Here is an 18,058-nt window from a genome sequence, read left to right on the forward strand (position 1 = left end):
CGCTGATGTGACACCCGGCCGCTGACTGCGCTGCCGCGGTGATCCCGTTTCCGTGTTTCCGCCCCTGCGGCGGTGCCGTGCCGTGCGCGTGGCATCGCGCCTGCACCTGTTTCCGGAACACACCCCATCGCTCATTCCCCCACCTGACAGGGAGCCTCCATGCAGGACACCCCCGATTCACATGCTCATTTCGGCTGGTTCAAACGCCGCCGCCACCTGAAGGTCGATGAGATCACCGTTGTCGACAAGCCCATGCTCAAGCGCGCCGTCGGTGCGGCTGCACTGGGCAATGCCATGGAGTGGTTCGACTTCGGTGTGTACGGCTATCTGGCCGTCACCATCGGCCAGGTGTTCTTCCCCTCCAGCAATCCCACCGCACAGGTGATCGCCGCCTTCGCCACCTTCACCGTGGCATTCCTGGTGCGGCCGCTGGGCGGCCTGGTGTTCGGCCCGCTGGGCGATCGTTACGGGCGCCAGAAAGTGCTGGCGTTCACCATGATCCTGATGGCGCTGGGCACCTTTGCCATCGGCCTGATTCCCTCCTACGAGCGCATCGGCATCTGGGCGCCGGTGCTGTTGCTGCTGGCGCGCGTGGTGCAGGGCTTTTCCACCGGCGGCGAGTATGGCGGTGCGGCCACCTTCATCGCCGAGTACTCCACCGACCGCAACCGCGGCCTGATGGGCAGCTGGCTGGAGTTCGGCACGCTGGGCGGCTACATCGCCGGTGCCGGCACCGTGACCGCGCTGCACATGCTGTTGAGCAGCGAGCAGATGCTGGACTGGGGCTGGCGCATCCCGTTCCTGGTGGCCGGCCCGCTGGGCCTGCTCGGCCTGTACATGCGCATGAAACTGGAAGAAACCCCGGCGTTCCGCGCCTTCGCCGAAGAAGCCGAGAAGCGCGAACATGACCGGCCAGGGTTGGGCGCGCTGTTCCAGGTGCACGGCCGCCAGCTGCTGGTGTGCATGGGCCTGGTGCTGGTGTTCAACGTCACCGACTACATGCTGCTGACCTACATGCCCAGCTACCTCAGCGTCACCATGGGCTATGCCGAGAGCAAGGGCCTGCTGCTGATCATCATCGTGATGCTGGTGATGATGCCGCTGAACATCGTCGGCGGGCTGTTCAGTGACAAGCTGGGCCGCCGCCCGATGATCATCGGTGCGTGCATCGCGCTGCTGGTGCTGGCGGTGCCGTGCCTGCTGCTGGTGGGCAGCGGCAACGACTGGATGATCTTCCTCGGCCTGATGCTGCTGGGCCTGGCGCTGGTGTGCTTCACCAGTTCGATGCCGTCCACGCTGCCGGCGCTGTTCTATACCCCGGTGCGCTACAGCGCGTTGTCGATCGCCTTCAACGTGTCGGTGTCGCTGTTCGGTGGCACCACGCCGCTGGTGACCGCGTGGCTGGTGGAGCGTACCGGCGATCCGCTGGTGCCGGCCTACTACCTGATGGGCGCGGCGGTGATCGGCCTGGTCACCATGCTGTTCGTAAAGGAAACCGCCGGCCTGCCGCTGCGCGGTTCACCGCCGGCGGTGGGCAGCGACAAGGAAGCGGCCGCGCTGTTGAAGAGCGACGTGCCGGTGACGGTGGACCCGAGCTTGCCGCCGTTGCCCGACGTTGCGGAGCCCGAGCAGGTGAAGCCGGCCTGAGGCTGGGCGCGAAACGGCATCCACGCATGGCGTGGATCTACTGAAGCTGCGCCGGCGTCGCATGGCGTGGATCTACGGTGTGGTGTTCAATTCCATCGCGCGCATCACGATGGGCTTCGCCCAGTCCGGGGTGTGCAGCAGTTCGGCCACCGACACCGGGTATTGCAGCCGGCCCTGCGCCATTGCCAGCACCGGCAGCGGTTCGACACAGCCCTCGGCATCGGCCGGGGCGCTGTTGTCGTAGACATGCAGTTCGGCCAGGTGCGGCAGCAGGTCCAGCAGGTTCTCGCGCGCGGAATCGAAGCGCGCGTGGATCTTCTCGACCGGGATGTCGTGGCCACCGGCTGCCACCCGCGCGGCCACGCGGGCAATGTGCAGTTCGACATCGGCCAGGCCACAGAACCAGATCGCGACGTGGTGCCGTTCGCAGGCCTCGCGCAGCAGGCGCGGAATGGTGTTGCCACCCAGCGTGGTCTCGAAGGCGAAGTCGGTGCCGTCGGCCATCGCCTGGCGCAGGCGACGGGTGCCTTCCTGCCACGCTTCGGCGTTGGCCTCGGGCAGCGGCCAGCCAGCCTCCACCAGGCGCCGGGTGAACGAATCCGGGTTGAACCAGCTCAGCCCTTCGGCCTCCAGCCAGGTGCCCAGCAGCGAACTCTTGCCGGCGCCATTGACGCCGGCCAGCACCAGGATCCGCCCCATCGGTCAGAGCGGACGGCCGAGGGTGACCTTGCCGCCGCGACGGATCGGCTGGCCCAGCACCTTGCCCAGCCCCTCGCCGCGCTGCAGGCCGGCCAGGGTCTGGTCGAACTCGCTGCGCAGGCGCATCAGCTCCTCGCTGCGCTCACCGGCATCACCGCCGGCCGCCTTGGCCAGCAGTTCCTGGTAGGTGCGGATGTCCACGATCACCGCTTCGGGGTGGTTGTGGTTGGTGATGACCAGCGCCTGCTTCTCGCGCACGGTGCGCATCAGGCTCGGCCAACCACGGGTCTTCACCGACGAGGCCGGGGCCTTTTCAAGGCCTGGCAGATCCAGCGGCAGGGTCATGGCACAGCTCCGGGCAGAGGTGGACTATGGCCACTATACCCAATTTGGCCAAATTGGGGATAAACCGGGTTTCACCGGCCTGGCCCGACCTGCGGCGCATCGGTCTGCAGCAGGCTGTCGCGCTCGCGCAGCGGGAACCGGATCCAGGCGTCCAGCCCCTGTGGGCTGAAGCGCAGCTCGCCAGTGCCGGCCAGTTCATACGGTACGCGCTGCTCGATCAGGGTGCGGCCGAGGCCGCGCTGCTGGGGCAGCGCCCAGCCCTCCACCTCGGCATGGCGTTCGCACCAGTGCAGGCCCAGCCACGGCTGCTCTTCCTGTACCTGCAGATGCCAGGACACCTCGACGCGGCCGCTGTCATGGCTCAGCGCACCATGCCGGAGTGCATTGGTGGCCAGCTCATGGATGGCCAGCGACAGCACTTCGGCCGCCTTGGGCGGCAGCAGCACATCCTCGCCCTGCAGGCAGTAGGCGGCCATCGACGGCGTCTCCGCCGCGATCTCCTCGTTGAGCATGCCGCGCAGGCAGACCCCGGCGTTGGCGCCGCGGGTCAGCAGGCTCTGGGTGCGCGCCAGCGACATCAGGCGCCCGCACAGGCGCTCGGCATATTCATCCACGCTGCCGACCGACGCGCGGGTGCGCCAGGCAAGCGCGTGGATGGTCGACATGATGTTGCGCACCCGGTGCTGCAGTTCGGCCAGCAGCACCGACTGACGCTCGGTGGCGCGCTTGAGGTCGTCGATGTCCACGGCAATGGCGAACACGCCGCTGACCTCGCCATCGGCATCGCGCAGCGGCGCGGCAGCGACGCGTGTCCAGCGCGCGCGGCCATCGTCGTGCAGGTACTGAAACTCCAGCCCGGGCACCACGGTTTCACCGCGCATCGCCCTGGCAATGGCGAAATCATCGGGCCCGATCGCGCTGCCGTCGGTGTGCCAGCCCCGCCAGCGGTGCTGGTTGTCCGCATCGGCGGACGGCACCTTGCCGGTGGGCAGATAGGCGCGCATCTGGTCGTTGGATAACAGCATGCGACCGTCCAGATCGACAATGCACAGACCTACCGGCAGCATCCTGAAGGCCAGCTCGAGGCGACGCTCGCTCTCGCGCCGCCGCACTTCTTCACGCTCGCGCGCGGCCTGCGCGAGCTGCGCGGCGGTGGTCTCGAACATGGTCACCAGCACGCCATTGATGCGCCCTTCCTCGCCGCGGATCGGGCTGTAGGTGATGGTGAACCAGATGTCCTCCAGGCGGCCGTGCCTGGCCAACGGAAACAGCTTGTCCTCGAAGGTGAGGGTTTCGCCCTGCCAGACACGGGTGTAGAGCGGCCCATTGATGTGCCAGACCTCGGGCCAGCACTCGCGGGTCGGCTGGCCGAGCCCGGCCGGATGCCTGTCGGCGAGGATCTCGGCATAGCCGTCGTTGTAGAGCTGCACCAGCTGATCGCCCCACAGCACGATCATCGGGAAGCCGTGGGCCAGCATCAGGTCCACCGTGGCGCGCAGGTGCGGCGGCCAGCGGTCCATCCCGCCCAGCGGGGTCGATGCCCAGTCATGGCGGGCAATGCGCGCAGCCATCCCGTCGTGGCGGGCGTGCAGCCGCAGCGCCGGCGGCATGCCGGCCTGCCGGTCGGCGGCGTGGAAACCTTCGATACGGCGCCCCATACGGCCCGGTCAGGCGATGCCCGCAGACGCCTGCGGTGCAGCGACAAGCCCGGCCAGCTGCTGGACCAGGGCCTCGATGTGATAGGGCTTGGTGCAGCGCGGGGCGGCGGCGAAACGGCTCGGCAGGTTGTCGTCGTAGCCGGAGGTGAGCAGGAACGGCGTCCCTGCCTCCGCCAGGCGATCGGCCAACGGATAGACCTGTTCGCCGCCGAGGTTGATGTCGAGCAATGCGACGTCGATCGGATGGGTATCGACCAGCCGCCCCAATGCCTGCAGGTCACCGGCAGGGCCGATCACCTGTGCGCCCTTCAGCTCCAGGTAGTCGACCAGGAACATCGCGATGGCGAATTCATCTTCCGCCACCAGCACGCGCAGCCCTTTCAGGCCCTCTGGTTTGTTACCGGCTTCCAGCACGCCCTGCACTCCTCGATGCACGCGACCCGCCTGCGGTCGCAACGAGGGCAGGATGCGCGATCCGGCCTACAAGAGCGCGTGACGATCAATGAAGAACCGGTACTGCCGGCCTCTACCTCAGAACGCGCGCTCCCACTTCAGGCTGAGCAGGCTGCGGTCGTGGCTGTACAGCCAGCCGACATTGCTGTCGATGCGCGCGTAACGCAGGCTCAGGCTGGGCACCAGCCCGGCGACCGCCAGCCGTTCGCTGCGCACGATGGCGATGAGGTTCTGTTCGCTGTCCTCGCGCCGCGCCTCCAGCAACGGGCTCCACGCATCGTAGTCACGCTCGCGCAATGAAACGAACACGGTGGCGGTGGTACCCGGCCACTGGCGCGCGGCCCCCAGGCGCAGGCCTCGCTGGCGGTAGCCGTTGGCCGGATTGGCGGCACGGCTGTCACTCAGGTCCAGTCCGGCAAAGAGGGTCCAGCGCGGGTTGAGCGCACGGAACCAGGTGGCATACACCGCAGCCAACTCACCGTCGTAATTGCTGGCCAGGCCGCGCTGGCGATAGCGTTGGCGCTTCCAGTCGGCCTCCAGCTTGAGCAGGCTGCGCGCATCCAGCGCATATTGCCATTCGCCATGCAGCCCGCTGCCGCCCTGCAGGGCCCGATTGCCCAGGCCCTGGTAGTCATAGCTCGGCGCGATCTGCAGGGTATGCCGTGCGCTGCGCCAGCTGTAGCCGGCCTGCACGCTGGCATTGAGTTCGTTGTAGGCACTGTGCCCGCGCCAGGCCTGGCCGAACGCAAGCCCGCGCACATAGACCCCATGATGACCGGCCAGCGCCCAGCGACGTTCCAGGTTGCCGTCGTAGTCCAGGCCCATCGCGCGTTGGGCATCGGGAAGATTGCGCTGGATGATGCAGGTCTCGCCGACGCCGAACAGGCAGGTGCGGCTGGCCGAGCTGCGGTTGATGTTGTCGCTCCATGCCGGGCCGGCGGCCAGCGCTCCTTTCCAGCGCTGGCGCGCCTGCAGCGCGGCCAGGTAGGCGTCCACCCGTCCGCGCACACCTGCGGTGGCGGGGTCGTCGGCATTGATGCCGGCGGCGATGGCCGTGAACAACGCCACGGCATCGCGGTCGCGCTGGTCTTCGGCATAGACCCGCGCAAGTTCAAGGCGCGCCGGCAGGAAATCCGGTTGTGCCTGCAGCAGCGCCTCGTATTCGCTGGCCGCACGGCGGTGATTGCTGGCTACCCGCGCCAGGCCGCCCTGCGCATAGTGGCGCAGCAACGGGTCGTGGCCGGGCAGTTCGATGTATTCGTCCAGGAAGCGTTGCGCGGCGCCCCATTGCTGATGCTGCAGCGACAGGTACAGCGCCTGGCCCAGATCGTCGACGGTGCGCTCCACGCGCAGGGTCTGGCCGTCGATGGTGATGGTCGGCCGCTCCGACTCGGCCTGCCGCAGGCGCTGCTGGTCCTGCTGCTGGTGGCGCAGTTCGCTGCCCTGCTCAAGCACGCGACGCAGATCATCCTGCTGGGCGCGCACATCGGCAGCGGCCAGCAACAGGATCACAAGGAAGATGGGATGGCGCATGGTCGATCCGTGGTGATGCATGCAGCGGGCCGAAGCAGGGACTGGCGGATCGCGGCTTGTCCCTGCCCTGCCCCGTCAGGGGCGTGGCAATCAGTTCTTGCTGCCGCCGAAGGCGGTGTCGTACTGGCTGTTGCCGGCGAAGGTGGCGATGCCGGCCAGGGTGGCGGCGTTGGCGCCGAAGAACTGGCCCTGGGTGGTGCCGTTGACGCTGCCATTGACGTTGGCCGAACCGGCGAACGATGCGTCGGCACTGTTGATGTTGGCAACGATGGCCAGGTTCAGGCCATTGCCGGACAGTGCACCATCCAGGGTGCCGGCACCGAAGTCGGCGTCGAAGGTGCCGCTCAGCAGGTTGCTGCCGTTGAACTTGTTCAGGCCAGCCACGGTGTAGGACGCCACGCCGGCGGGCAGCGTGGTGCCGGCGCGGTCACCGACGAAGTAGACCTGGCGGTTGTTGAAACCACCGGCGGCGCCATCCTTGGACCATTCACCGAACCAGACATCGCCACTGCCGACCTTGACGAAGTTGAAGTGGCCCATGCCGGCGTGGCTGCCCGGTGCGCCGGTGATCGGCATGGCCAGGGTACGTACCGTCACGCCATTGACGGTGGTGGGTGCCGAGTAGGCGCTCAGGCCCTGGAAGTCCACCGGCTTGGCCTGGGACACGGTGCCGACACCGATACCGGCCTTGCCAGCGCGGTGCGGGCCGCCATTGACCTGCGATTCGCCCACCGCCACGTACAGCTCGGCATCGGTCTTGGCACTGGCGGCACCGACGATATCGGCAGCATGCGCGGCACCGACCAGAGCCAGCGAGGCGGCAACGGCGAGAACCGAACGGGAGATCATTTTCATGGTATTGCTCCTTGATTGAGGGAACTACGGGTACAACGCTTGAAAGTGGGAGATCAGAAGCGCGCGGTGACGCCGAGCTTCAGGGTGCGACCCGGCGCCGGCAGCGTGGATCGCGTGGCCGGATCGACGTAGTAGCGGTTGCCGAGGTTGCTGCCGACCAGTTCGACGCTGGCATGCTCGTTGAAGCGCCAGCGCGCATAGGCATCGACGGTGGTGATGTTGCCCCAGGTGAACGGCACGTTCTGCCAGAGCAGGCCGCTGCCGCCGCTCAGCAGGCGGTCGCGGTAGGCCTGCAGGTCGGGGTTCTCGTGGCGCTGGTAGTGCACGATGCGGCTGCCCAGTTCCAGGCGCTCATCGAACAGGCGCGTGCCCAGCGACCAGTTGATCGACAGCTTGGGAATGGCCTGGGTCAGCAGGTAGCCACCGACGAAGCCGTCCTGCACGCAGTTCGGCACCAGGCCGCGGTTCGCGTCCAGCAGCACCGCCGTGCTCTCGTCACACACTTCGTTTTCCAGCGTGCGGGTGATGCCCAGATCGGTGAAGAAGCGCCGGTTGTCGAAGCGCGCCTGCAGCTCGATGCCGCGGATGGTCTGCTTGTCGATGTTGTCGAACAGGAAGTTGCCGTCGCGCTCGATCACGTCCCGGGTCTTGTGCACGTAGTACGCCAGCTTGACGTCGGCATCGGCGGTGTTGCCGAACAGGGCCGACAGGTTGTGCACGTAGCCAATCTCGTAGTTGTAGGCGTGCTCGGGCTTGAGCGCGTACAGCGGATTGAGGCTGCCGGAGAAGGCGATGGTGCTTTCGAACATGCTCGGGAACCGCACTGCTTCGCTGTAACGCACGTAGGCACGCGCGGCCGGGGACAGGTGAGCCGTGGCCGAGAAGGTCGGCAGCCAGGCATGGTCGCGCCGGCGGCTGTTGCGCCCATCCACCGGCCGCGACTGCACGCTGTTGCCGATGTTGCAGACCTGGTCGCTGCCGGCAAACACCGGCTGCACGCCGGGAATGGCCGCCACTTCACCATTGAGGCAGGGGTTGCCTGCGCGCGTGTAGTTGCCATCGGCATCGGGCAGCCAGGGCCGGGTGTGTTGCACCGGGCGCGGGGTCTCGTACGGCGCCAGCAGGTTGCGGATGCTCTGGTCGATGAACCAGCCCATGCCCCGCTTTTCCCAGACGGCGCGGCGCGCCTCCAGTGCATCGATGCGTGACTGCAGGTCCGCCGGGCGGGGCAGCAACTCGTTCACGGTGTACTGCGCTTCCTTGCCACCTACGCCCTTGGTCAGCAGCTCGGGGTGCGCCTCGAGGAAATCATCGAAGGCCCAGTAGCGGCTGTAGCGAACACCTGCATTGAGGGTGAGGAAGTCAACCGGGCGCCACTCCAGAGTGAGGTAGCCTTCACCCTCCTGGCGACGCCCGGCACGCGGGAACATGCGCCAGCCATCGGTGGTACCGAAGTACGGATCGCGGGACCCCAGCTTCTCGTACTGCCAGTTGCCGCCCACGGTCAGGTCCAGGGTCGAATGCAGCGCGAAACGGTTGCTCAGGATCAGGCCCGTGCGGTCGTTGCGCGCGTTGGCCAGCGCGGTGTTGCGCAGGATCGGGCTGGCGTCCGGGTTCCATGCCGGGTTGCCCACCGCGAAATTGGGAAAGCCACCGGCGGTGTAGGTGTCGCTTTCCGTTTCCGTGCGCCACAGGTTGGCGTACAGGTCCAGCCAACGACTGCCGGCTGGCTGGAAACGGTACTCCAGGTTCCAGGCATCGGAGTCGACGCGGCTGAGCGGCCACTGGATGCGCCCATAGTCCGGCGCGGACAGGATGCGCGAGGGCATGATCTCGCCGTAGTGCGACAGCGTGCGCCGCCAGGTGGCCTTCAGCTGCTGGTCGTCGTTGATCTGCCAGCTGCCCTTCACCAGCCACGATTCCTGCTCGCTGGAGGTGTTGGGCACTTCATCACCCGGCTTGAAGTAGCGCGCCAGCGTGGTGATGTAGTCGATGCCCTGGTACTCGTACTTCTCGCGCGGGTCCTGGTCGTAGTAGCCGCTGCCCTTGCTGCCGGAGAAGTAGTTGCCGCGCTTGCGCCAGGCGTAGGCGGCCATCAGGTCGACGTTGTCGCCGCGCACGCCCAGCGCCAGGCGCCAGGCCTGGTCCTCGCCGTCGAAGGGATTGTTGCCGCTGCGCGACTTCACCGGCACCACCAGGGTGCGGTCGTCATAGGGCGAGTTCGGCGAGCCCTGCGGGAACCCCGGCACCGTGCGGTAGTCCTCGCCGGTATGCAGCCGCGGCAGGCGCGGCGCCACCGCATTGCTGCTGCCTTCGATCTTCAGCTCCCCGCCGAAGCGCTCGCCGGCCGCAACAATGTCGTCAACGTCGATGGTCTTGATCACCAGCGCGCCGCCGATCCCGCTGTGCACATCGCGCACCAGCCCTGGCCCCTTGATGACCTGGATGCCACCAATCAGGTTGGGATCGATGTAGTTGCGGTTGCTGACGCCGTTGTAGCCGCGCCAGACGGTCAACGCCTGTTCGCCCCCGTCGATGCTGACCGGCACCCGCCCCGGCCCTTGGATGCCGCGGATGTTGATGTCCAGTGCGCCACTGTTGCGCGCATCGCCACTGAACACGCCGACCAGATCCTTGACCACGTCGGCCGGGTTGGAGCCGCGATAGCGTTCCACCCGGTCGCGCCCCGAATACGCCGTGGTCAGGTCCAGCGCGAACACATCATCGTAGCCGCGCCGATCGCGGGCCTCGCCCCCTTCCGACTGCAGGCGACCGGCCACGTCCAGTGTCTCGGTCACCCGCACCCCTTCCCCTTCACCCGCCTCCGCTGCGGCACGCAGGCTCCAGGTGCCGTCCATGCCGCGTTGTGCGCGCACCCCGCTGCCGCGCAGCAGCTGCTGCAGGGCCTGCATCTGGCTGTACTCGCCGCTCACCGCACTGGAACGACGGCCTTCCACCAGGTCACTGCGGAACACCACCTGGGCATCGGCCTGGCGGCCGAACGCACGCACGGCATCGGCCAGCGGCTGCTCGGGAATGGCGTACTGGCGCAGCGGCGCGACGACCGCCGGTTGCGCCTGCGCGGTCGGCACCCCGGCCAACGGCAGCAGTACGGTGGAGATGGCCAGGGCCAGGACGGTGGCGCGACGGTGACAGGCGGATGCCGTGGACGGCATGGACAGGAACTCCTCAAGCGGGGCGGAACCGCCGGCACATCCGGTGCCGGTGGCATGTCTGGCTTGAGGAAAAACGGTGTTTCGCTCTGGCTATACCTCTATAGACAGCCGCATGCGGCGACTGCCCACGGTTTTTTCATGTTTTTTTCATGTGGCCGATCCAGCGCTGCGCCAACCGGGCTTCACCAGACCACCAGCGCCCCGCCGGGCAGGCGCTGCACGCGCAACCCGGCCTGTGCAGCCACCGCATCGATGCCCGTTTCCGGGTGCTGCAGGTGGAACAGGCCGCTGACCCGCACGCGGGCACCCTGCCCGCCCAGCACCCAGACCGGTGCACGGCGGTAGCGCCCCAGATCGGCAATGGCCTGTGCCGCCGGCAGATCGTCGATCACCACTTCACCGCGCCGCCACGGCGCTACGCCATCGGGACCTACCTGCTGCAGCGGTTGCAGCCAGCGCCCGTCACGGAACACACGTGCCTGCCCCGCATGCAGGCGCTGCACGCTGCCATCGCCCGGGCGCACATCGACCACGCCCTCGCTGACCTGGGTGGTGACCGTGCTGTCCTGCATCGACACGCTGAACGCGGTGCCGATGTCATGCACCTTGCCACCCGCCGCCTCGACCTGGAACGGCCGGGCCTCGTGTGCCACCTGGAACCAGGCCTGGCCGCGCAGCAGGCGCAGGTGCCGTTGCTGGCCATTGAACTCGATGGCCAGCGCGGTACCGGCATCCAGCACGGCAGTGCTGCCATCTTCCAGCTGCACCACGCGCGGCGCATCGCTGCTGCGCAGGTCGCTGCGTGCCAGCAGCACTGCCTGCGGTGCGGCGGCGACCATCAACACCACGGCAGCGGCCGAAGCCAGCAGCCACGGCAGGCGGCGGCGCGGCGCCAGCGGCCGCAGCCCTTCGCGATCGCCGGTCAGCCCGGGCAGCGCGGCCAGCACCTCGGGCCCGGCGGCATCCAGCCCCTGCCAGAAGGCCTGCTGCTGGCGCCAGGCCAGTGCATGGCACGGATCGGCCTGCAGCCAGCGCTGCAGGGTTCGTTGCTGGCGTTCGGGCAGCGGGCCTGCACTGCACCGGATCACCCAGCGCAACGCCTGCCTGGCCTGACGCGGCGAGGGTTCGGACGTGGTCATGGTTGTGGCCTGCCGCACCGCGAACGGGTGCGCTTTCCTGTTGTGACAACGGCGGGCGCGATCTGCCCACGGCAATCGCCGCTCATCGCCGCACTCCCTGCTGGTGCTGCTGGATCAGCAGCGCCGCGCGCAGTACGTGCTTGCCGACCAGGCTCTTGGAGATTCCCAGGCGCGTGGCGATCTCGCGCTCGCTCAGGCCCAGGTAGCGGTTGAGCACGAAGCACTCGCGCACCTGCCCGGGCAGCGCAAGGATGGTCTGGGTGATCTCACGCAGCTGTGCCTGGTCCAGCGCCTGCGCCTCGCCATCGTGGCCGGCCCCGGCCATGTCGGCGGCGTACTCGGCCATCGCGCGCCGCTCGCGGGCATCGGCCTGGCTGCGGTTGAGCGCGTGGTGATAGGCCATCCGGTACAGATAGCCACGCGGCTCCAGGATGGGCGGATCGCCGGGCACGCTGCTGGCCTTCAGGTACAGGTTCTGCAGGGTGTCCTCGGTACTGGCCGGGTCGAGATAGCGCGCGATGAAGCGAGACAACGCACGGCGCTCGCGGATCAGCAGCTCGACCAGCGCCAGGGCATTGGGAGACATAGGTGCCAAGGCCGGACCGGGGAATGATGGGCGTGATGGCGACGGTCCGGAGGTGAATTGTGGGCTGCGTGGCCACGGGCGGCAAGCACAGTCGAGTCGACACATTCGGTAGATTCACGCCATGCGTGGATGCTGGGGCTATGGCTCGTCCAACGCCTCGAAGCGCTCGGCCAGGAAATCGAGCAGCGCCCGCACGGCCGGCAGCAATCCGCGCCGCGATGGGAACACGGCGTGCACGATGCCGTGCTTCGGCACCCACTCGGGCAACACCGGCACCAGCGCACCACGGGCCAGCTCCTCGCTGATCATCATCCGCGGCAGCATCAACACCCCGACCCCGGCAACCGCGGCTGCGCGCAGCGCGATCATGTCATCGCTGACCAGGCGCGGGCGATGGTGCACGCTGGCCTGCACGCCGCCGGGCCCGGTGTACTCCCAGACGTGCTGCTGGCTGGGCGATGCCAGATCGACGCTCGGCATCATCGCCAGGTCGGCCGGCACCTGCGGCGTGCCCAGCTGATCCAGCAGCGCCGGGCTGGCACTGGTGCACCAGGCGCGGCGCGCCAGCACGCGCACCACCAGGTCGCTGTCCTCCAGCGGCGGCGGCCGTACCCGTATCGCCACGTCCACACCCTCGCCCACCACATCGACGCGGCGGTTGGTGGCCTCCAGCTGCACCGTCACCTGCGGGTGCAGGGCCAGGAAGTCGGCCAGCATCGGGCCGATGCGCGCGTGCAGGATCGCGATCGGGCACGCCAGGCGTACCGTGCCGCGCGGCTCGGCACGTGACAGTGCGATCGCCTCTTCAGCGGCCTCGGCCTCGACCAGCATCGCCTTGCAGTGGCGGTAGTAGTCCTGCCCGACCTCGGTGACCGAGAAGCGCCGGGTCGAGCGCTGGATCAGGCGCACCCCCAGCCGTTCCTCCAGCAGCGCGATGCGCCGGCTCAGTTTCGACTTGGGCATGGCCAGCGCACGGCCGGCCTGCGAGAAGCCGCCGTGCTCCACCACCATGGCGAAGTAGAACAGGTCGTTGAGGTCGCAACGGCGGATATCAGCAATGAACACGGGGCGAATTCCTGCGGCGCAAGGCCTGGGCCCATTGTTCACCATATAGGACTATGACGGCAAATAATGGCGTCTACCGAGCTAATTGTTGCAGCGATATCGTCTCCGCAACGAAGAGCAACGGCCGGCAGCCCCGGCCAGGAGATCGCCATGAAGCGTGTCACCGGTACCTACAGCGCGCCCCGCCCGCATTGGGTCGGCGACGGGTTCCCCGCCCGCTCGCTGTTTTCCTACAACACCCACGGCCAGCACCTGAGCCCGTTCCTGCTGCTGGACTACGCTGGCCCGTACAGCTTTGCGCCCAGCGACACCCCGCGTGGCGTCGGCCAGCACCCGCATCGTGGTTTCGAGACGGTCACCATCGTCTATGAGGGCGAAGTCGCCCATCGCGATTCAACCGGGGCCGGCGGCACCATCGGCCCGGGCGACGTGCAGTGGATGACCGCTGCCTCGGGCATCCTCCACGAGGAATTCCATACGCCGGAATTCAGCCGGCGCGGCGGCACGCTGGACATGGTCCAGTTGTGGGTGAACCTGCCGGCGCGGAACAAGATGGGTGCGCCGGGCTACCAGACCCTGCTCGATGCAGACATTCCCTCGGTGGATCTGCCTGGGGGCGCTGGCCGCGTGCGGGTCATCGCCGGTCGCTTCGACGGCCGTGCCGGCCCGGCCCGCACCCACACGCCGATGGATGTCTGGGACATCCGCCTGCAGCAGGGACACCACGCCGAACTGCCGGTGGCCGATGGCCGCACGCTGGCGCTGGTGGTGCTGAAGGGTTCTGTGCGGATCAACGGCGGCCCGCCGGTCGGCGAGGCACAGCTGGTCACCTTCGACCGCGCTGGCACGGACGTGTTCGTCGACGCCGACAGCGACGCCACCGTGTTGCTGCTCAGCGGTGAGCCGATCGACGAGCCGGTGGTGGGCTATGGCCCGTTCGTGATGAACAGCCAGGCCGAGATCGCGCAGGCGGTCAACGACTTCAACAGCGGCCGCTTCGGCCAGATCGCGCACTGAGCGCTTCAACGCGGCGGGCCCCGGCCCGCCGCCGCCATCGGGCCACCCCCGGCCCTTCCCCCACAGGAGACTGACCATGAGTTCCCCCGCCAACTTCAACGGCGCACGCCCGGTGATCGATCCGGACAATGCCACGTTGCTGCTGATCGACCACCAGAGCGGCCTGTTCCAGACCATCGCAGACATGCCGTTCAGCACGGTGCGCGCCCACGCCACTGCACTGGCGAAGATGGCCATGCTGGCCCGGATGCCGGTGATCACCACCGCCTCGGTGCCGCAGGGCCCGAATGGCCCGCTGATCCCGGAGATCCACGAAGCTGCCCCGCATGCGCAGTACGTGGCGCGCAAGGGTGAGATCAACGCCTGGGACAATCCCGAGTTCGTTGCCGCAGTGAAGGCCACTGGCCGCAAACAGCTGATCATCGCCGGCACCATCACCAGCGTGTGCATGGCGTTCCCGTCGATCGCCGCCGTCGCCGACGGCTACCAGGTGTTTGCGGTAATCGATGCCTCGGGCACCTATTCGAAGATGGCCGAGGAGATCACCCTGGCGCGCGTGGTGCAGGCCGGCGTGGTGCCGATGGACACCGCCGCGGTGGCCTCGGAGATCCAGCGCAGCTGGAACCGCGACGATGCACAGCAGTGGGCGGAGGTCTACACCAGGATATTCCCGAACTACCAGCTGCTGATCGAGAGTTACCTGAAGGCGCAGGACGTGCAGAAAAGCCACGAGCCGCTGGATTCGCAGCGCAGCTGAGCGCGCAAGGCGGTAGAGTCCAACGCGTCGGGCATGGCCCGACGCTACAGAGGAGATCCGCATGGCCTACGCACGCATTGTTTCGACCGGCGACAACTACCTGCACCACATCAGCAATGGCAGCTTCGATGTCGATGCGGACGAGCCCGCAACGCTTGGCGGCCAGGGCAAGGGCTTCGCCCCGTTCGACCTGTACCTGGCCTCGCTGGCGGCCTGCACCGCCATCACCCTGCGCATGTACACGCAGCGCAAGGGCTGGGAACTGGGTGAGTTCCATGCCGAACTACGCTCCGAGCGCGACGAGGACGGGCGCTTCCACGTGCACCGCGTCCTGCATGCCAGCGCCGAGCTGAGCGATGCACAGTGGCAGCGCTTGCTGGAGGTAGTGGAGAAGACCCCGGTGACCCTGGTGATGCGCGAGGGTGCACGCATCACCAGTGAGCGTGGGGGCGCGGCGTAACCCCATCCACGCATGGCGTGGATCTACCGTGGAGCCGAGCATGGGCCCGGCTCCACAGACAACTCAGCGCCGTGAATGCAGTACGGTGCGCTGGCGCATGGCGTTGAACTCCTGCTCCACCTGCTGGATGTCCTCGGCCTGGAAGCCGGCCGCATCCAGCAGCTGGTCGGCAGCCGCCGCCGCCAGCGGATCGTCATCGCGCTGGCGCCAGCAGCGCGCCGGCAGGAAGTAGCCCACTTCACTGCGCCCGCGCATGATCACCACCGGCCGGCCCGCATACAGCAGGAACTCCGCCAGATGCTGGCGCAGCCCTTCCACCGATACATAGGCCGGCCCGATACCCAGCACCTGGCTGGACGGTTCAGGACTTTCAAACAGCTTGCGACGGCTCATCCACTCCTCCTTTCGTGCAACGCGTGGTCTCCTTTCCTTAGACGGGCGCATCGCTGCGCCCCCGCCACGCCCGGCGTGATCTGCATCACGCGATCCGGCTAGAAGCCGGTATTGAACTCCAGCTGGAACACGTCGATCGACAGTGGCGCACCGGACACTTCCTTGGCCGCCATCCACTTGCCGCTGATCCAGCTGCGCGCATCCAGCGCGTAGGCACCGCCCACGTAGTAGCCGCGGGCATTGGTGCCGCCCAGGTGGAAGTTGGGGTCGTTGTAGGCATCCGGCAGCGCATCGGCCTCGATGCGCTTGTAGCCCAGCAGTGCCTGCCACTGGCCCTTCTCCCTCAGCTCGGTGGCACCGAAGGTGGCCTGCACCATCCATGCGGTATCGCCGCTGCGGAAGGTGTTGATGCTGGCGGTGCCGCCCGCGTCGTAGTTGTTGACGATGCCATTGTTGGCACGGCTGAACATCGCCTGCTTGTCGTACGCCAGATTGCGGATGTAGTCACCGTCCAGGCGCAGCCCGATACCCTGCGCCAGCTGCGTATCCCAGCGCAGGTTCAGCGTGGCCAGGCGGAACGCCGAGGCCAGGCCGACGTACTGCGCGGTGGGCGTGTTGGCCGGGTCCAGCGGATTGCGCGCGATGTCGCGGATCAGCATCAGGGTGTTGCCCTTCTGCATGAAGGCCGGGCGCGACCAGTCGGTGTCGCAGCTCACCGCACCTGCATACAGTGCGCACGGCGAAGACAGGCGGCCGCTGATGTTCTTGAAGTCGTAGTAGCCCAGCGCCGCGCGCAGCGCGTTGTCATCGTTGAAGCGCCAGTTCACGCCCACCTGCGCACCGGACAGCCACTTGTTCTCGTTCGGGGTCTTGACCCGGCTCTGGCTGGGCGAGCTGTCGGAGGTGTACTCCAGCGGCACCACCGCCAGGTTGCCGAACAGGTCGAGGTCACCGCCGTCGAAGTCGTACTTCAGGTTGGCGGCCAGGCCGTCGAAGTTCAGGTCGTTGGAGAACAGCGTATCGCTGGTCCAGAACGGATTGCCGAAGCGGCCACCGCGCACCGTCACCCAGTCCGCCGGGCTGTAGGCCAGCCAGGCCTGGTCCAGCCACACATCCTTCTTGCTCAGGCCGCCGCCCAGCTGTTCGGTGGTCGACACCGGGCCATTGCTGCTGCCGCTGGCCAGGCGCACGCCGGCGGTGGTGTGCTGGCCGATGGTCGCTTCGATGCCCAGGCGGGCACGGATGCGCCACAGGTTGCGGCGGTCCTGGCGGCTGTTCAACAGCGGCGGCAGCTGCAGGTTGGTGTTGGTGTTGGTATCGAAGCCATTGCCGGAATTGATCGCCGGCCAGTTGCTCACGATGTCGCTGTTGCGCTCGGAATAGAAGCGCGATTCGCTGCGCACGCGCATGTCACCGGTGACCTTGATGCGCTTGGTCCATTCGGCCACTTCGTTCGGCGCCGCCCAGCCTTCCGATTTCGCTTGCGCCATCACATCCTGGCGCACCTCGTCACGGATGCCGTCGCGCACGCTCTGCGGCACGTAAGGCACGCGCACATCGCCGGCTTCCAGGGCCACGCCGCCGCTGGCGGCCGCACTGCCGCTGGCTGCGGTGCGCTGTGCGGCGGCCGCTTCGGCTTCGGCCTGCACCAGCAGCGCCTGGCCGTCTTCGGGTTTCAGCGCGCCGCTGGCGATCAGGCCCTTGATCAGCTTGACCATGGTGGTTTCTGCGGCCATTGCACCGGCCGGGGCCGCCAGGCTGAGCAGCACGGCGCAGCACAGCAGCGCCCGTCGGGCCGGCCGCGGGCGGCGGGAGTCGGTTCGTGCGCGGTCGTGGTCGTTCATCACGGTTCTCATCGAAAGAGTGGAAATCACGGAAGTCGGGAATCAGGCCCCGGGCCGGCGGCCCTGGATCAGGACGCGGGCGGGGAAATCGAGCGACGGCGGCGGTGCCTGGTCGACCTTGCCGATGCGACGCAGCGCATCGAGCACGGCCGCATCGGCCTCCTCGTTGCCACTGCCGCGCACCAGCTCGACCTTTTCCAGGCGGCCATCGGCGGCCAGCCACACATTCACCTGCAGCTGGAACGCCAGGCGCTTGACCTTGTCGTCGCGCGCGATCGCCTGCTGCATCAGGTAGCCGAGGTAGCGGCCGTAAGTGGCATTGCCGGCACCACCGCGGCCCACGCCGGACGTGCCGCCGCCTGTACCGGACTGGATACCGAAGTTGTCACCGCCGGCCTGTGCGTCGGCATTCATCGTTACCGGGTCGGCGT

The 18,058-nt window shown here is 67.7% G+C and carries 17 protein-coding genes; 4 read left to right on the top strand and 13 right to left on the bottom strand.

Translation table 11 applies throughout. The features are described from left to right. The first annotated feature begins 159 nt into the window (after positions 1-159). Positions 160-1,647 (top strand): glycine betaine/L-proline transporter ProP, encoded by a 1,488-nt coding sequence (proP, locus tag QRO93_RS11570; RefSeq protein ID WP_053449897.1) that lies wholly within the window; start codon positions 160-162, stop codon positions 1,645-1,647. Positions 1,648-1,719: 72 nt separating this feature from the next. Here proP and QRO93_RS11575 read toward each other — a convergent pair whose 3' ends face one another. The 10 genes from QRO93_RS11575 to QRO93_RS11620 all read right to left on the bottom strand — a co-directional run bounded on the left by QRO93_RS11575 (position 1,720) and on the right by QRO93_RS11620 (position 13,156). Then, a complete protein-coding gene (locus QRO93_RS11575) occupies positions 1,720-2,346 on the bottom strand; it encodes an AAA family ATPase (RefSeq protein ID WP_053449898.1) in 627 nt (208 codons plus the stop codon). Positions 2,347-2,349: 3 nt separating this feature from the next. Further along, a complete protein-coding gene (locus tag QRO93_RS11580; RefSeq protein WP_053449899.1) occupies positions 2,350-2,691 on the bottom strand; it encodes a type II toxin-antitoxin system prevent-host-death family antitoxin in 342 nt (113 codons plus the stop codon). 71 nt (positions 2,692-2,762) lie between these two features. Further along, complete coding sequence (locus QRO93_RS11585; RefSeq protein WP_285304219.1) at positions 2,763-4,349, bottom strand: PAS domain-containing protein; 1,587 nt, start codon at positions 4,347-4,349, stop codon at positions 2,763-2,765. Positions 4,350-4,358: 9 nt separating this feature from the next. Beyond that, entirely contained in the window at positions 4,359-4,763 is a 405-nt protein-coding gene (locus tag QRO93_RS11590; RefSeq protein WP_053451320.1) for a response regulator, read from the bottom strand. Positions 4,764-4,880: 117 nt separating this feature from the next. After that, positions 4,881-6,335 (bottom strand): surface lipoprotein assembly modifier, encoded by a 1,455-nt coding sequence (locus tag QRO93_RS11595; RefSeq protein ID WP_180878644.1) that lies wholly within the window; start codon positions 6,333-6,335, stop codon positions 4,881-4,883. 90 nt (positions 6,336-6,425) lie between these two features. Then, the gene (locus QRO93_RS11600) at positions 6,426-7,190 is read right to left on the bottom strand and encodes a Slam-dependent surface lipoprotein (protein WP_053449902.1); all 765 of its coding nucleotides are present in this window, start codon (positions 7,188-7,190) and stop codon (positions 6,426-6,428) included. 53 nt (positions 7,191-7,243) lie between these two features. Next, positions 7,244-10,366 (bottom strand): TonB-dependent receptor, encoded by a 3,123-nt coding sequence (locus QRO93_RS11605; protein WP_180878645.1) that lies wholly within the window; start codon positions 10,364-10,366, stop codon positions 7,244-7,246. A gap of 182 nt (positions 10,367-10,548) precedes the next feature. Beyond that, positions 10,549-11,505: a FecR domain-containing protein gene (locus QRO93_RS11610; RefSeq protein WP_180878646.1), complete on the bottom strand. Its 957-nt coding sequence runs from the start codon at positions 11,503-11,505 to the stop codon at positions 10,549-10,551. Between the two features lie 82 nt (positions 11,506-11,587). Further along, complete coding sequence (locus QRO93_RS11615; RefSeq protein WP_008266486.1) at positions 11,588-12,091, bottom strand: RNA polymerase sigma factor; 504 nt, start codon at positions 12,089-12,091, stop codon at positions 11,588-11,590. Positions 12,092-12,229: 138 nt separating this feature from the next. After that, on the bottom strand, positions 12,230-13,156 hold the full coding sequence (locus tag QRO93_RS11620) for a LysR family transcriptional regulator (RefSeq protein ID WP_180878647.1): 927 nt from the start codon (positions 13,154-13,156) through the stop codon (positions 12,230-12,232). Positions 13,157-13,306: 150 nt separating this feature from the next. Between QRO93_RS11620 and QRO93_RS11625 the strand changes: the two genes are divergently transcribed. From QRO93_RS11625 to QRO93_RS11635, 3 genes are all read left to right on the top strand, one after another. Beyond that, a complete protein-coding gene (locus QRO93_RS11625) occupies positions 13,307-14,173 on the top strand; it encodes a pirin family protein (RefSeq protein WP_053449906.1) in 867 nt (288 codons plus the stop codon). A gap of 76 nt (positions 14,174-14,249) precedes the next feature. After that, positions 14,250-14,930 carry an isochorismatase family protein gene (locus QRO93_RS11630; RefSeq protein ID WP_180878648.1) on the top strand — a complete coding sequence of 227 codons (681 nt, stop codon included), beginning with the start codon at positions 14,250-14,252 and terminating at the stop codon, positions 14,928-14,930. 61 nt (positions 14,931-14,991) lie between these two features. Further along, on the top strand, positions 14,992-15,390 hold the full coding sequence (locus tag QRO93_RS11635; protein WP_180878649.1) for an OsmC family protein: 399 nt from the start codon (positions 14,992-14,994) through the stop codon (positions 15,388-15,390). A 63-nt stretch (positions 15,391-15,453) separates the two neighbouring features. Here the strand turns inward: QRO93_RS11635 and QRO93_RS11640 are convergent, their stop codons facing one another. The 3 genes from QRO93_RS11640 to QRO93_RS11650 form a co-directional block, all read right to left on the bottom strand. After that, positions 15,454-15,783 carry a hypothetical protein gene (locus QRO93_RS11640; RefSeq protein ID WP_008264586.1) on the bottom strand — a complete coding sequence of 110 codons (330 nt, stop codon included), beginning with the start codon at positions 15,781-15,783 and terminating at the stop codon, positions 15,454-15,456. Positions 15,784-15,881: 98 nt separating this feature from the next. Further along, positions 15,882-17,627, bottom strand: coding sequence for a putative porin (locus QRO93_RS11645; protein ID WP_180878650.1), 1,746 nt, complete (start codon positions 17,625-17,627; stop codon positions 15,882-15,884). Between the two features lie 42 nt (positions 17,628-17,669). Continuing rightward, positions 17,670-18,058 (bottom strand): TonB family protein (locus tag QRO93_RS11650; RefSeq protein WP_285304220.1); only part of this gene is annotated, 389 nt, incomplete at its 5' end.

Source organism: Stenotrophomonas maltophilia group sp. Smal17, assembly GCF_030237045.1.
GTDB lineage: Bacteria > Pseudomonadota > Gammaproteobacteria > Xanthomonadales > Xanthomonadaceae > Stenotrophomonas > Stenotrophomonas forensis.

Excerpts from the sequence above, each read along its gene's own strand:
- proP (WP_053449897.1), top strand. The coding sequence starts at position 160 with ATGCAGGACACCCCCGATTCACATGCTCATTTCGGCTGGTTCAAACGC.
- QRO93_RS11575 (WP_053449898.1), bottom strand. The coding sequence starts at position 2,346 with ATGGGGCGGATCCTGGTGCTGGCCGGCGTCAATGGCGCCGGCAAGAGT.
- QRO93_RS11580 (WP_053449899.1), bottom strand. The coding sequence starts at position 2,691 with ATGACCCTGCCGCTGGATCTGCCAGGCCTTGAAAAGGCCCCGGCCTCG.
- QRO93_RS11585 (WP_285304219.1), bottom strand. The coding sequence starts at position 4,349 with ATGGGGCGCCGTATCGAAGGTTTCCACGCCGCCGACCGGCAGGCCGGC.
- QRO93_RS11595 (WP_180878644.1), bottom strand. The coding sequence starts at position 6,335 with ATGCGCCATCCCATCTTCCTTGTGATCCTGTTGCTGGCCGCTGCCGAT.
- QRO93_RS11600 (WP_053449902.1), bottom strand. The coding sequence starts at position 7,190 with ATGAAAATGATCTCCCGTTCGGTTCTCGCCGTTGCCGCCTCGCTGGCT.
- QRO93_RS11605 (WP_180878645.1), bottom strand. The coding sequence starts at position 10,366 with ATGCCGTCCACGGCATCCGCCTGTCACCGTCGCGCCACCGTCCTGGCC.
- QRO93_RS11610 (WP_180878646.1), bottom strand. The coding sequence starts at position 11,505 with ATGACCACGTCCGAACCCTCGCCGCGTCAGGCCAGGCAGGCGTTGCGC.
- QRO93_RS11615 (WP_008266486.1), bottom strand. The coding sequence starts at position 12,091 with ATGTCTCCCAATGCCCTGGCGCTGGTCGAGCTGCTGATCCGCGAGCGC.
- QRO93_RS11625 (WP_053449906.1), top strand. The coding sequence starts at position 13,307 with ATGAAGCGTGTCACCGGTACCTACAGCGCGCCCCGCCCGCATTGGGTC.
- QRO93_RS11630 (WP_180878648.1), top strand. The coding sequence starts at position 14,250 with ATGAGTTCCCCCGCCAACTTCAACGGCGCACGCCCGGTGATCGATCCG.
- QRO93_RS11635 (WP_180878649.1), top strand. The coding sequence starts at position 14,992 with ATGGCCTACGCACGCATTGTTTCGACCGGCGACAACTACCTGCACCAC.
- QRO93_RS11640 (WP_008264586.1), bottom strand. The coding sequence starts at position 15,783 with ATGAGCCGTCGCAAGCTGTTTGAAAGTCCTGAACCGTCCAGCCAGGTG.
- QRO93_RS11645 (WP_180878650.1), bottom strand. The coding sequence starts at position 17,627 with ATGAACGACCACGACCGCGCACGAACCGACTCCCGCCGCCCGCGGCCG.